The organism is Leptolyngbya cf. ectocarpi LEGE 11479 (assembly GCF_015207065.1).
Lineage (GTDB): Bacteria > Cyanobacteriota > Cyanobacteriia > Phormidesmidales > Phormidesmidaceae > Leptothoe > Leptothoe ectocarpi.
The window spans coordinates 1-13,422 of record NZ_JADEXP010000166.1 but is presented as its reverse complement, the minus strand read 5'-3'; the positions used below and the strand labels follow the sequence as shown (position 1 = coordinate 13,422).

Here is a 13,422-nt window from a genome sequence, read left to right as displayed (position 1 = left end):
CTACGTCTCTAGGCTTTGCTTCAATAGTCCAGACAAGAATTATCTGGAGCAGAGACAATCGCATTGAAAACCAAATTAAAGTAAATGCAAGTAAACGCAGCGTTAGCAACGGGACATTAATCATGCAGCTAGTGATATTGGGAGGCCCAGGTTCGGGCAAAGGAACCCAATCTAAAAAATTGAGCGAGCACTTTGGCATTCCCTGGATTTCTACTGGAGATGTCCTACGAGCAGAAATCGCTGCCGACTCATCCTTGGGTCAGCAAATCTCGGAAACCTTAGCCAACGGGGAGCTGGTCTCTGACACGTTGATGATTGATTTCATCAAGGAGCGGCTGCAACAGCCCGATGCTGCTAACGGCTGGATTCTAGATGGATACCCTCGCACTGCTTTCCAAGCCGAGGAACTCGATTTCTTTTTAGAAACACTCAAGCGTCAGGTTAATCACGTCATTTGGCTAGAGCTACCGACCCACTGTCTGATTGAACGCTCCGAAAATCGGGGAGCGATCGACGATAACCCCGAAGCGCTACGCCGCCGCATTGAAGCCCTGAGCGCCAATACTGTGCCCATGCTCGAATATTACGATTACCGCCAACGACTCGTACGCATTGACGGCAATCAGCCTGCTGACGACGTCAAGCGGGATATTTTGTCAAACATCGGTTAATGGGCAGCTCCCTTTCACCTGGCCCCATTGCCCCAACAGCATGAGTGGATGGTCTTAGAGGCTTTTGAAAAAGGAGTAGAGCGATTCTTTACCTTGCATACGCCCCACATCTGGCACAATAGCCCTGATCGATCTTGTCTCAGTAAAGACCTATGACTATCCCCACCCCCATTCGCACAGCCTTGGCTCAAGGCCATGCACTCAAAATTATTAGTGGTTTAGCTAACTTTGACGTGGCCAATGTTTTGGCTGTGGCCAAGGCTGCTCAAGAGGGAGGTGCCACCTTTGTTGACATCGCGGCAGATGCTGACCTCGTGCGCCAGGTAAATCAGCACATTAGCCTACCTATCTGTGTTTCAGCTATCGACCCCGAAGCATTTTTGGCCCCCGTTGCAGCGGGGGCAACTCTGATTGAAATTGGCAACTTTGATACGTTTTATGCCCAGGGCCTAACGTTTGATGCCAATGATGTCGTAGGGCTAACCCAACGTACACGGGAACTGCTGCCCCACATTACCCTATCGGTAACCGTCCCCCACACGCTCCCCCTAAACGAGCAGGTACAACTGGCCGAAACCTTAGAGAGCATAGGAGCAGATATCATTCAAACCGAGGGTGGTACCAGCAGCCAGCCCTCTCATTCTGGCAGCATCGGCCTGATTGAAAAGGCGACGCCGACATTGGCGGCAGCCCACGCCATCGCACGCGCTGTGCAGATTCCTGTCCTCTGTGCCTCGGGCATTTCGGATGTCACCGCGCCCATGGCCATTGCAGCCGGAGCAGCTGGTGTGGGTGTTGGCTCTGCCGTCAATCGACTCAATAATAATGTCGCTATGATTGCGGCTGTTCGCAGTCTGCGCGAAGCATTGAATACGGTTACCCGTTCAACCGCAGCCGTCTAGAAACTAAGGCTCGGGGCAGCAAGTATTGAGCCAACAACCTTACTGCTCCGAGTCCTTGATTCCAAACAAGTTAGGTACCCGATGGGAAAGCTACGTATTCGCCCCATTGCCCTTGGTCTGATCAAACATCAGGGCCATGTTTTTGTTAGCAAGGGAAAAGACACCGTTAAAGATATAGAGTTCTACCGTTTCTTAGGGGGCGGCATCGACTTTGGCGAAACTAGCATCAATGCCCTCAAACGAGAATTTCAAGAGGAAATCCAGGCGGAACTGACTAATATTCAGTATTTAACCTGTTTAGACAATATATTTACCCATCAGGGTAAACCCGGTCACGAGCTGATCCAGTTGTTCAGGTGTGATTTTGTAGACTCAAGGTTTTATGACTTGGAGCACACTTACACTCTGATAGAAGGCAAGAAACAACACGACGCTATTTGGATCCCAATCGCTCAGGTCCAGTCAGGTGTCTTGAATTTAGTACCTGAGGGCTGCCATGCCTATATTTAAGTTTTTGGATTTACCGGCCAACCGTTACCAGCAGGCTTACATAGCCTGACGCAACAGGGTGACGATCTGACGATTACCCTGGGCGCGGGCCAGCCTCAGAGCACTGACTCCCCGCTCATTGATGTGTGGATTAGCTCCGTAGTTTAACAACAGCCTGACAAGTTCCACATTCCCAGTCTCCACAGCTCGGTATAGAGGCGTGGCTTGATCGGGATCAGCACTACCCTCTAGCAGCAAACGGGCAATCGCCAGATTGCCAGCTTCAACCGCTTTATAAAGCGGTGTAATACCTGCCACCTGAGCATTGGCATTGGCACCGCCCTGAAGCAACAGTCTGACGATATCGATATTGCCCATTTCGGTGGCCCGGAACAGCAGGGGCACACCGTAGTTAGTACGCCGATCTGGAGACGCACCCGCGTTAATCAAAATACGCACGAGGTTGATATTGCCCATGTCGACCGCTCGCCCTAATGCGGTCTGACCACCAGCGCTGACAATGTCCACATCAGCCCCTTGAGCCACGAGCAATTGCACCATGGCTTGATTGGCTTGCTCGGTTGCGATCGCAATGGGATAGCCCACATACCGATTCCCTGCATTCGCACTAGCCCCTTGACGCAGAGCCATTTCTGCTAGCTGCACATCGCCACGACGAACAGCATCAAGCAGCTGCTGATCCTGCGATGGCAGCCCGGCCTGCAGAGATTCCGCCTGAGCGACAGACTCAAATAGCACTAACGCCAGACGTTCTGACTGGGTTTGAATGAGTTGAGGATTAAGGACACCTATAGCTAGTAGAGCACTAGCCAATTGCAGGATGGACGTGCTTTTAACCATGGGATTCTAAACGGTAACGTACTTACAGTCCACGAATCCTGCCCTAAAGTTTCCACAAGCCATAAAACACGACTAGCCTTCATCACAGCCTTATCCATATAAGGCAACTCAGGCCCCCCTAGGCCCTGGGCATGATCAATTTCGCCCTCAATAAAAAGGGCAAGGCTGTATAAAGCCTTGCTCACTCAAAAAAATGACATATAATCGCTAAAACCTAGCGAAACATGCTGCTGATGGAACTCTCCTCATGGATACGCCAGATAGTTTCCCCCAGCAAATTCGCAATTGTCAGGGTGGTCAGTTGCGAAAACTGACGATCCACAGGCACGGGAATCGTATTGGTTACAATCACCTCTTCAAACACCCCACTCGACAAACGGTCAACCGCAGGGGGCGAAAATACAGCATGGGTGGCACAGGCATATACCTGCCGCGCTCCCTGGGCACGCAGTAACCGTGCCCCTTCAGAAATCGTACCGCCAGTGTCGATCATATCGTCCACTAATACAGCCGTCTTACCATCGACATCGCCAATCAGATTCATTACCTCAGCCACATTATGAGCCTGACGACGCTTATCGATAATAGCCAAAGGAGCATCGCTCAACCGTTTGGCAAACGCCCGGGCTCGGGCCACTCCGCCAACATCGGGAGAAACCACAACTAAGTCACTGAGGTGTTTGCTGGCTAGATAATCGACCAATACCGGAGAGCCGTATATATGATCACAGGGAATATCGAAATACCCTTGAATCTGCGATGAATGCAGGTCCATGGCCAACACACGACTGGCCCCCGCCTGGGTAATCAGGTTAGCAACCAATTTCGCAGTAATAGACTCACGACCAGCCGTCTTGCGATCGGCACGGGCATAGCCATAATAGGGAATAACCGCCGTAATTTGGCGGGCAGATGCCCGCCTACAGGCATCGATCATGATGAGCAGTTCCATCAAATGATCGTTAACCGGGCAGCAGGTGGGCTGAATTAGATAGACATCACATCCACGAATTGACTCCTGGATTTGGACATACAGTTCACCATCGGCAAACCGTTTACGCACCATGGGTCCTAAGTCAATTCCGAGGTATCGAGCAACCTCTCCAGAAAGAGCGGGATTTGAGGAGCCTGAGAATAACTTTAAGCGTGTCTTGTCTTCCAAACTTGGAAGAGTGGGTTTAATAGGCAGTGTTGCAGAGCGGATCACGGCAGGCCCTCAAAGCATACTTGGCAAATTCATGCAAATCGTAACATCGGCGTTAGAAAAGTCTGCTCGGTTTTACCCAAGTGAGATATTTCTTCGAGTCACCCTGATGTCAGATATCTAAAATCAAACAACGTTAAAACTTGTAAGCAGGTAAAGACAATGCACCAAATCAGCCATGTACTCCCCAGAAGCCTTGAGAAATTTTAGAATGGCCTTCTGATAGGGGGACCAATTACCAGGCACGACGTTCACTCAGCTAGGCCAAAATAACAAATTTTTACGGTTCCAAGGCTCAGCCAATACCACTAAAAATTCATGCCCATTTCATACGCGAGCATTATAGCGACATTCAGCAGATGGCGACCAGGCGTTAAGTGTTGATTAAATAAAATATTTTGTCAAAAATGCTTGCTCAAGTCCGTAGATTTAAGCAACCAGACATGTGTTCTATGACACAAATTTCGTTCAATAATATCAGATTGCTTGGCAGTTGGAGCGTCCCTTATGTAAATTTTTTCCGCTGAGCAAAACGTTCTCTTTAGTCAAGCAGCCATTCGGATGAACGACGCCCTAAATCAATAGGGATACTGACTGCTTTTCCTAATCTAGGACGTTCACTCGTTTGCTCAATCGCCATTTGTACCTGAGTTAAACACCCCATGGCCTCTAAATATAGGACGATCTCTTTAAGATGAGCTAAATACTCCCCCTCATCCATGGGAAACGAGGCCTGTTCCAAGTAGCGCCACATGACTTGAAAAAAAACTTTGGTCGAAGTCTTGCGGATTTGTACATCAAATGAATATCCCCATTTATCAATGAGGAGTTCTTGGAAGTCTTCAGGGGTCATAGGCCGATAACACGTCTTTTACATTTATTTACACAATTTCAGATAGATAACAAGTCTAGGGAATCCGTAGGATACTGATTCAAAATCGCTCCTTTCATCGTCTCAATGCTTCGTCGTGTCTGAAGGGATTGCTTATTTTAAGAGGGTTTGAAGGTTTTTCTATAGGACATAACTCAACGACACACCCCCTGTGCACGCGTCTAGTAAACTGCGGTTGTGATCAGTAAACCAGGGGAAGAATCGTTTATCTGAGACGGCAAAATGTAATAATACTCATAGTAATTTGCAAACTTCTGTGACGATCTAAGCCGCAAATGTATTGCGTTTAACCGTTGCAGACGTTTTGTACTGGGCAATGCAGCCTTTGGATTCATACTCGCATACATAGTCTGATAGTTATGGCTCAAGCTTCTGGAAACCCTGATGTCCCTGATTTAGGGCGTCGCCAATTTATGAATCTGCTCACCTTTGGAGCAGCAACTGGTACGGCTGTGGGTGCTCTTTATCCCGTCGTTAAATACTTTTTGCCTCCGAGCAGTGGCTCAGCAGGCGGTGGTGTTACCGCTAAGGATGAACTGGGTAACGATGTGACAGCTAGCAGTTACTTAGAAACCCATGGCGCTGGTGACCGCTCTCTAGTTCAAGGGCTGAAGGGTGACCCAACTTATTTAGTCGTAACTGACGATGGCGTCCTTGATAGCTACGCTGTCAATGCAGTCTGCACTCACCTTGGCTGCGTTGTTCCGTGGAATGCTGGTGCTAATAAGTTTATGTGCCCTTGCCACGGTTCTCAATATGACTCTACCGGTAAGGTCGTTCGTGGCCCGGCCCCACTTTCTCTGCCATTAGCCCAAGCCGATGTAGCAGAAGATGACAAGGTGATTTTGAGCGATTGGACCGACACTGACTTTAGAACAGGCGATGCCCCTTGGTGGTCTTAGGATGTCTGTTTCACTTGATTTCTCTCTACGTAATTGAATTGCTGGCGTGTGACGGATGAAATTTAATTTTTTAAGCGTGTTCAATAAGCTGCTGAAGGTCATCGTTTCTGGTGTAATTGTTGCGATCGCAACAATTAGCTGTGTCCTGACCAATGCTCAATCGGCAGCGGCCTATCCCTTCTGGGCCCAGGAAAATTACGAAACCCCACGGGAAGCGACTGGCAAGATAGTCTGTGCCAACTGTCACCTCGGTAAAAAGAAGACTGAGATTGAAGTTCCCCAGGCGGTTCTACCTGACACTGTGTTCGAGGCTGTAGTCAAGGTTCCTTACGATCTAGATTCCCAGCAGGTGCTCGGTGATGGTAGTAGGGGTGGCTTAAATGTCGGTGCATTGTTGATGCTGCCCGATGGTTTTCAGCTAGCTCCCCAAGATCGCATTCCCGAAGAAATGAAGGAAGAGATTGGTAGCACTTTCTACGTGCCCTACAGTGACGAACATCCTAACTGGCTATTAGTGGGTCCTGTTCCTGGTGAACAGTATCCAGAGATTATCTTCCCTGTACTGTCTCCTGACCCGGCTACTGATAAAAGCGTTAACTTTGGTAAGTATCAAGTCCATGTAGGTGGTAATCGCGGTCGTGGTCAGGTGTACCCCACTGGTCAGGCCACCAATAACGTGGTTTACACCGCCTCCAAAGCTGGCACCATTACTGACATTGTCAAAGGTGACTACGGTACTGAGGTCACTATCGCAACAGAAGACGGGGCAACCGTAACTGAAAGTCTGCAGCCGGGGCCTGAGCTAATTGTCAGCAAGGGCGATACTGTAGCAGCAGGTGCTGCTCTCACCAACGATCCTAACGTGGGTGGTTTTGGTCAGCACGACACTGAAATTGTGCTGCAGAGCCCCAACCGCATCAAAGGTCTTCTAGCCTTCCTAGCAGCTGCATCCTTGACACAGATCATGCTAGTCCTCAAAAAGAAGCAGGTTGAAACCGTCCAGGCGGCTAACATGACGTTCTAACGTCAGCTGGGTTTCAACTTAAAACATGTAAGGGAAGGTACTGCACGTATCTTCCCTTTTTTCGTGGAGTTTAGACACAGAGTCCAGTCATGTCCCATACATGTCTGGAATACCTATTTTGTCTGTTCTCTAAACCGCTCCAAAGCGACTTACCATAGGAAACGATCGGGCCAACAGCAGTTATTACTCCCTTTTCAATGAGCGTAGTCGTTTACAACACCCTATCTCGCAGCAAAGAACCGTTTCAGCCTTTAGAAGATAGGAAAGTCAAGATTTACTGCTGTGGTGTGACGGTTTATGACTACTGTCACTTGGGCCATGCTCGCTGCTACGTGGTTTGGGATACCGTACGTCGCTATTTGCAATGGCGGGGCTATGACGTTCACTATGTGCAGAACTTTACAGATATCGATGACAAAATTTTGAACCGTGCCCGCAAGGAAGGCACCACCATGGGGGCCATCTCTCAGCAATACATTGAGGCCTACCATGAAGACATGGCCCGGCTCAATATTCTAGAGGCTGACCAGTACACCTATGCTACTCACACTATAGATGGCATCAAGCGCCTCATTGGTGAGCTAGAGCAAAAGGGCTATGCCTATGCTGCTGGGGGAGATGTTTACTATAAGGTCCGGCAGTTTGATGGCTATGGTAAGCTCTCGGGCCGTAAGCTAGATGACATGCAGGCAGGAGCCAGCGGGCGTGTCGATGGCGGGGAATCGAAAAAACAGGATCCGTTTGACTTTGCTCTATGGAAAGGGGCAAAACCGGAAGAGCCTTCCTGGAAATCGCCCTGGGGACCGGGACGTCCCGGCTGGCATATTGAGTGCTCGGCTATGGTGCGCGATCACATGGGCGAGACCATTGATATTCACATGGGCGGTGGCGATCTCACCTTCCCTCACCATGAAAATGAAATTGCCCAGTCCGAAGCGGCGACAGGGCATCCCCTTTCTCAGTACTGGATGCACAACGGTATGGTGAACGTCAATGGGGAAAAGATGTCCAAGTCCCTGGGCAACTTTACAACCATCCGTCAGCTATTGGACGCCGAAGACGGTCTTCATCCCATGGCTTTGAGATTGTTTCTATGTCAGGCTCAGTATCGTAAACCGGTGGATTTTACAGCCGATGCGATCGCATCGGCTACCAAAAGCTGGCAAACGCTTAAAGATGGTTTGCTATTTGGTGATAACTATGGCTCTCAGCTGCATTGGCCCCCTGTAGACTCTCTAGAGCTAAATCACGAAAGTGAGGCGGTACAGCGGTTTCAAACAGCAATGGATGATGACTTTAATACGCCTGAGGCCGTAGCCGTTCTGTTTGAGTTGGCCAAAGAACTCCGGCGTCAGGGTAATCTTTTGGTCCACGAAGGCAAAACTGATGCCGATAGTGAACAATTAAAGCAACAATGGCATGCTCTTGTTGGGCTAGCTCAGGTCTTAGGAATTTACGCAGAGCTAGAAGAGACCGGCGATGCCGATAGTGAAGGACCTAGTGACGAGGCAATTACAGTCTTGATCGAACAGCGACTTGCTGCTAAAAAAGCCAAGGATTTCGCCCTAGCCGATAAAATTCGGGAGGACTTAACCGCCCAGGGGATTACGTTAATTGATAAACCCGGTGGCGTTACCGAGTGGCATCGGTAGAGTCGGTGGTGATTCGTCAAAGAAATTGTTAGACTGCCTGCCAAACTTTCAGGCGAAGGTGTCCTACCAGAATTCGTATTATCATGTGATGCCTTTACAACAGACGAGTGAATCTTATGTCCTCAGAAACCGTATTCTTCTAAAACTGCATCATCGATATCATCAATGGAATCTGCGCCCATGACGTCGTAGCACATGTCTTGCAAATCCTGATGTTTCTGACGACGGGACTTGCGGCGATACTTTTTCGCCTCCAGCTTCGGTTCATGGAGAACCTGGCCATCGCTGCCAATTTTCACCTTTTCAACGGCTTCTTCATCAGGGCGATGCTCTTGCTGCTGCTGGTGATGCAGCACTTCATCCAACAGCGATAGATAGTGAGCATACCGCTCCCAGTCGCCTCGTATGGAGCATCCTGGTTCATCGCGATGAACACAATTATTAAACTGGCATTGTCCCCCCAACTGACGAATTTCTGGAAAACATCCCATGAGTGTTTCCACATCACAGGTGACATCTGGTTGATTAAATCCAGGGGTATCTGCCAGCAGTCCTCCTGAGGGCAAGTCAAATAACTCCACATGCCGTGTGGTGTGCCGCCCCCGTCCGAGTTTTCCAGAAACAGCATTTGTGCGCGCTTCAACATCAGGCACAAGCCGGTTCAAAAGGCTGGATTTACCCACTCCAGATGGACCCGCTACAACACTCACTCGCTGGCTGAGGGTATGCATTAACGTCGGGGGCAATTTTTTATCTTTGCGCACACTAATAAAAGTCGGCTTGTATCCCCAGCTACGCAAACGAGTCTGCCACTGGTCTAATTCTGCCTCAGATAGTAGGTCTCGCTTATTCAGGCACAGGTTTACAGGAATACCCGTGGATTCTGCTTTAACGAGAAATCTACTCAATTGAATCGGGTCTAACTGTGGTTCAGCTAGGGCGAAGATCAGCAGAATTTGATCCACATTGGAAACCGGGGGTCGATCCAGAAGATTAGTTCTGGGTTGAATGGTTGCGATCGCACCTCGTCGATCGTGCCAGTCCAGTTCCTCAACGATAACTCGATCCCCCACCACCACCTGTCGACCTAGTTTTTTCAATCGGGCACGGCGAGTACACAAAAAATACAGTGGTTCATCACCATCAACACAGAGCCGTACCTGGTAGTAGTTTGCCTGACAGGCAACTACGGTACCTAACATAGACGATAAGCTCTTTGCTGCCTTCATGCCTTAGGACGTCGAACCTGAAGCATAAAATAGCCCTCTGAGCTTGCTTCCAGGCTTTCGATCAATATCCCTTCCGACCTCAAACTATCAGGGACCTGCTCTACAGGCTCCCCAGCATCTAACCAAACCTCTAACAAATTGCCTGCGGGCATTCGCTGTAGCTTGAGCTTAGTCCGTACAAAATTTAAGGGGCAAGGAGTCCCACGTAAATCTAACGTCTCATCCGGTCTATTTAAGACATCTGTCATAGCCAAAAGCCTCCCAGTCACTAGCCCTTAAATAGACCACCCAAGAATCCCTCCAGTCCTTTTTTAGAAATCGAGTCGCCCCGAACCTCTGCTAACTTTGCCAACAGCTCACGTTCTTCTGTCTTAATCCGAGTCGGAATATCAACTAAAACAGTTAGCAAATGATTGCCGCGACTAACCGGATTTCCCAACTTAGGAACACCACGGTTTTCCAGGGTTAATACCGTATTTGGCTGAGTGCCAGCGGGGACTTGCACCTCCACAGGTCCATCCACTGTCTCCACCTGTAGCTCACAACCCAAAATTGCCTGCAGATAGCTGACTTTCAAGTCCGACAGAACATTGATGCCATCTCGCTTAAACTTACTGTGCTCTTTAACAAACAAATATACGTATAGATCTCCAGGAGGACCATTGCGTACCCCCGCGTCACCTTCATTGGAGACCCTCAGGCGGGTGCCATTATCCACACCTGCCGGAATCGTTATTTTTAACTTTTTGGCTTCCTGTTTGCGACCAGCCCCACCGCAGACTTCACATCGATCCTCGACGACTTCGCCAGTACCGTTGCACGTGGGGCAAGCTGATACCTGAGTAAAACTCCCAAACGGTGTCCGAGTAGCTCGCCGCACTTGACCAGAACCACTACAAGTAGAGCAAGTACGGGGGCGAGTACCAGGTTTTGCCCCCGACCCTTTACAGGTCATGCAGTTTTCTAAGTGGCTAATCTTGATTTCTTTCTCACCACCAAAAATAGCCTCAGAAAAGTCCAGCTTTAGATCAAGACGTAAATCATCCCCTCGCACCGGACCACGGCGCTTTGTCTGGGTAGGTCCACCCGAAAAGCCGCTAAAAAAGCTTTCAAAGATATCGGCAAAGCCACCCATATCGGAAAAGTCTTGGAAGCCAGCACCAGCAGCAGCGGCACCACCAACACCAGCCTCACCAAAGCGATCGTACCGAGCCCGAATTTCTGGCTCCGATAGAACCTCGTAAGCTCGGTTAATCTCTTTGAACTTGTCCTCTGCCCCCGAATCCTTATTGACATCGGGATGATACTTGCGAGCTAGTCGCCGATAAGCTCGCTTTACCTCATCTTGATCGGCTCCCCGGGAAACACCGAGTACCTCATAGTAATCACGAGCCATAGAGTGTTAGCTTAACAACGACAACTGGAAACCTATCCACCCCATTCTACGTAAGCACGGCACATTAATGATTCGCAATTCCCGAACCCCAGCCATTCGGTTACTATTCAATTGCCTCATAATCAGCCGTAATCGTCGCATCAAAGTCAAATTCTGGCTCATTTTCTAATAAATCTATGCCATCAGATGTGCCTCCATCGGGAGTCACTGGCACCGGGTCTTCCGATGGAGGCTCCTGATCGGCATTAGACGACTCAGAGGTGTTGTCTGAGGTCGTCTCATCCATCGCAATGTCATAGTTATCATCATTGACCTGGCGATACATTTCAGCTCCAATGGCAAAAATAGTTTGTTGCAACACATCTAGTGCTTCCTGCAACGCCTCAGGAGTAATGTCCTTATCATTCAATGCTGTTCGGAGAGCCGTCTCTGATTCTTGAGCCTGCGCCCTGCGCTCTTCGCTAATCCACTCAGCGTTTTCTCGCATCGTAGACTCGTAACTGTAGAAGAGGGTGTCGGCCTTATTCTTCATTTCAGCAACTACCTTCCGGCGGGCATCGTCATCAGCGTAGGCCTCCGCTTCCTCACGCATCTTATCTATTTCGCCAGAGGTCAGGCCGCCCGTATTGGTAATTCGAATGCTTTGAGCCCGTCCTGTACCTTTATCCTTGGCAGCGATTTGCAAAATACCATCGGCATCAATCTCAAAAGACACCTCAATTTGAGGGATCCCTCTGGGGGCAGGTGGAATTCCGGTCAGCTCAAACCTGCCAAGACTCTTATTGTCGCGAGCCATTGCCCGCTCACCTTGCAACGCATGCACTTCCACTGAAGTTTGGCCATCTGTTGCCGTTGAAAAGGTCTGGGACTTACTAGTAGGAATGGTGGTGTTACGCTCAATCACCTTCGTAAATACCTCACCTAAGGTCTCAATACCAAGGGATAAGGGAGTGACATCTAACAACAGCAAATCCTTAACTTCACCGCCAAGCACACCTGCCTGAATAGATGCACCTAGCGCCACCGCTTCATCTGGATTCACAGAGCGATCGGGAGTTTTGCCATTGAAATAGTCAGTAATGGCTTTCTGGACAGCTGGAATCCGTGTAGATCCTCCTACCAACAAAATTCGATCAATATCATCTGGTGTCAGCTCAGCATCTTTCAGTGCCTGTGCCACTGGCTCCAATGTTGCCGCCACCAAAGGCTTTGCCAATTCTTCAAATTGAGTCCGTGATAAGTCAGACTCCAAATGCTTGGGTCCAGTTTCATCCGCAGCAATAAAAGGCAAATTGATGGATGTCGTGGATCGACTAGATAGCTCAATCTTGGCTTTCTCAGAGGCTTCACGAATACGTTGCAACGCCATGCGATCTGTGGAAAGATCCATGCCTTCTTGCTCTCTGAACTGATCTAATAAAGCCGTAACAATGCTGTCATCAAAGTCATCTCCCCCCAAGTGGTTATTCCCAGAGGTGGCCTTTACTTCAAAAACACCATCACCCAGCTGCAAAATAGAAACATCAAATGTTCCTCCACCCAAGTCAAAGACCAAGACAGTCTGGTCTTGATCTAACTTATCAAGACCGTAGGAAAGTGCCGCTGCCGTCGGTTCATTAATAATACGTAATACCTCAAGGCCTGCAATCTTACCGGCATCCTTGGTAGCCTGACGCTGGGCATCCGTAAAGTACGCAGGCACTGTAATAACAGCTTGAGTAACCTCTTCCCCAAGATAGGCTTCAGCGTCCTGCTTTAGCTTCTGTAGTGTCATTGCAGAAACTTCTTGAGGGGTATAGGCTTTACCACGAATCAAAACATCGACCGTGTCATCCTTACCGCGCACACAGGTATAGGGAACTCGCGATCGCTCGCTAGATGTGTCTTCCCAGCGCCGACCAATAAAGCGTTTGATACTGTAAACAGTATTTTCAGCGTTCGTGACAGCCTGGCGCTTAGCCAACTGTCCCACTAACCGCTCCCCATTCTTAGCAAACCCAACAATGCTCGGCATTGTCCGGCCGCCCTCCGTGTTGGTAATAACTTCAGGTTTACCACCTTCTAAAACAGCAACACAGCTATTTGTAGTCCCTAAATCAATGCCAATAACCTTTCCCATCTGAGAGCCTGCTTACTCTAGAAAATGCATGTATTACTTTTAAAATTTAGATATCCCTAGACTTGCAATGCTGACTTGGTC

Annotated in this window: 13 protein-coding genes; 6 read left to right on the top strand and 7 right to left on the bottom strand. The window is 49.1% G+C overall.

Annotated elements, in window-relative coordinates; all coding sequences use genetic code 11:
* The 3 genes from IQ260_RS17260 to IQ260_RS17250 all read left to right on the top strand — a co-directional run.
* A partial coding sequence (locus IQ260_RS17260; protein WP_228016201.1) for an adenylate kinase occupies nt 1-671 on the top strand: 671 nt, incomplete at its 5' end.
* Between the two features lie 152 nt (nt 672-823).
* Nucleotides 824-1,573: a DUF561 domain-containing protein gene (locus IQ260_RS17255; RefSeq protein ID WP_193994351.1), complete on the top strand. Its 750-nt coding sequence runs from the start codon at nt 824-826 to the stop codon at nt 1,571-1,573.
* An 81-nt stretch (nt 1,574-1,654) separates the two neighbouring features.
* Nucleotides 1,655-2,083 (top strand): NUDIX hydrolase, encoded by a 429-nt coding sequence (locus tag IQ260_RS17250; RefSeq protein ID WP_193994350.1) that lies wholly within the window; start codon nt 1,655-1,657, stop codon nt 2,081-2,083.
* 36 nt (nt 2,084-2,119) lie between these two features.
* Here IQ260_RS17250 and IQ260_RS17245 read toward each other — a convergent pair whose 3' ends face one another.
* The 3 genes from IQ260_RS17245 to IQ260_RS17235 all read right to left on the bottom strand — a co-directional run bounded on the left by IQ260_RS17245 (nt 2,120) and on the right by IQ260_RS17235 (nt 4,980).
* Nucleotides 2,120-2,923: an ankyrin repeat domain-containing protein gene (locus tag IQ260_RS17245; RefSeq protein WP_193994349.1), complete on the bottom strand. Its 804-nt coding sequence runs from the start codon at nt 2,921-2,923 to the stop codon at nt 2,120-2,122.
* A gap of 214 nt (nt 2,924-3,137) precedes the next feature.
* Nucleotides 3,138-4,130 (bottom strand): ribose-phosphate pyrophosphokinase, encoded by a 993-nt coding sequence (locus IQ260_RS17240; RefSeq protein WP_322744986.1) that lies wholly within the window; start codon nt 4,128-4,130, stop codon nt 3,138-3,140.
* Nucleotides 4,131-4,668: 538 nt separating this feature from the next.
* Entirely contained in the window at nt 4,669-4,980 is a 312-nt protein-coding gene (locus tag IQ260_RS17235; RefSeq protein ID WP_193994348.1) for a DUF3067 family protein, read from the bottom strand.
* Nucleotides 4,981-5,378: 398 nt separating this feature from the next.
* Between IQ260_RS17235 and petC the strand changes: the two genes are divergently transcribed.
* From petC to cysS, 3 genes are all read left to right on the top strand, one after another.
* Complete coding sequence (gene petC, locus IQ260_RS17230; RefSeq protein WP_193994347.1) at nt 5,379-5,921, top strand: cytochrome b6-f complex iron-sulfur subunit; 543 nt, start codon at nt 5,379-5,381, stop codon at nt 5,919-5,921.
* Between the two features lie 55 nt (nt 5,922-5,976).
* Complete coding sequence (petA, locus tag IQ260_RS17225; protein WP_193994346.1) at nt 5,977-6,945, top strand: cytochrome f; 969 nt, start codon at nt 5,977-5,979, stop codon at nt 6,943-6,945.
* A 197-nt stretch (nt 6,946-7,142) separates the two neighbouring features.
* Nucleotides 7,143-8,597 carry a cysteine--tRNA ligase gene (gene cysS, locus IQ260_RS17220; protein ID WP_193994345.1) on the top strand — a complete coding sequence of 485 codons (1,455 nt, stop codon included), beginning with the start codon at nt 7,143-7,145 and terminating at the stop codon, nt 8,595-8,597.
* Between the two features lie 122 nt (nt 8,598-8,719).
* Here cysS and rsgA read toward each other — a convergent pair whose 3' ends face one another.
* The 4 genes from rsgA to dnaK form a co-directional block, all read right to left on the bottom strand.
* The gene (rsgA, locus tag IQ260_RS17215) at nt 8,720-9,799 is read right to left on the bottom strand and encodes a small ribosomal subunit biogenesis GTPase RsgA (protein WP_265579533.1); all 1,080 of its coding nucleotides are present in this window, start codon (nt 9,797-9,799) and stop codon (nt 8,720-8,722) included.
* Between the two features lie 23 nt (nt 9,800-9,822).
* Nucleotides 9,823-10,074, bottom strand: a complete 252-nt coding sequence (locus IQ260_RS17210; RefSeq protein WP_193994343.1) for a sulfurtransferase TusA family protein — start codon at nt 10,072-10,074, stop codon at nt 9,823-9,825.
* 20 nt (nt 10,075-10,094) lie between these two features.
* On the bottom strand, nt 10,095-11,222 hold the full coding sequence (gene dnaJ / locus IQ260_RS17205; RefSeq protein ID WP_193994342.1) for a molecular chaperone DnaJ: 1,128 nt from the start codon (nt 11,220-11,222) through the stop codon (nt 10,095-10,097).
* Nucleotides 11,223-11,325: 103 nt separating this feature from the next.
* Entirely contained in the window at nt 11,326-13,341 is a 2,016-nt protein-coding gene (dnaK, locus tag IQ260_RS17200) for a molecular chaperone DnaK (RefSeq protein ID WP_193994341.1), read from the bottom strand.
* Nucleotides 13,342-13,422 lie beyond the last annotated feature (81 nt).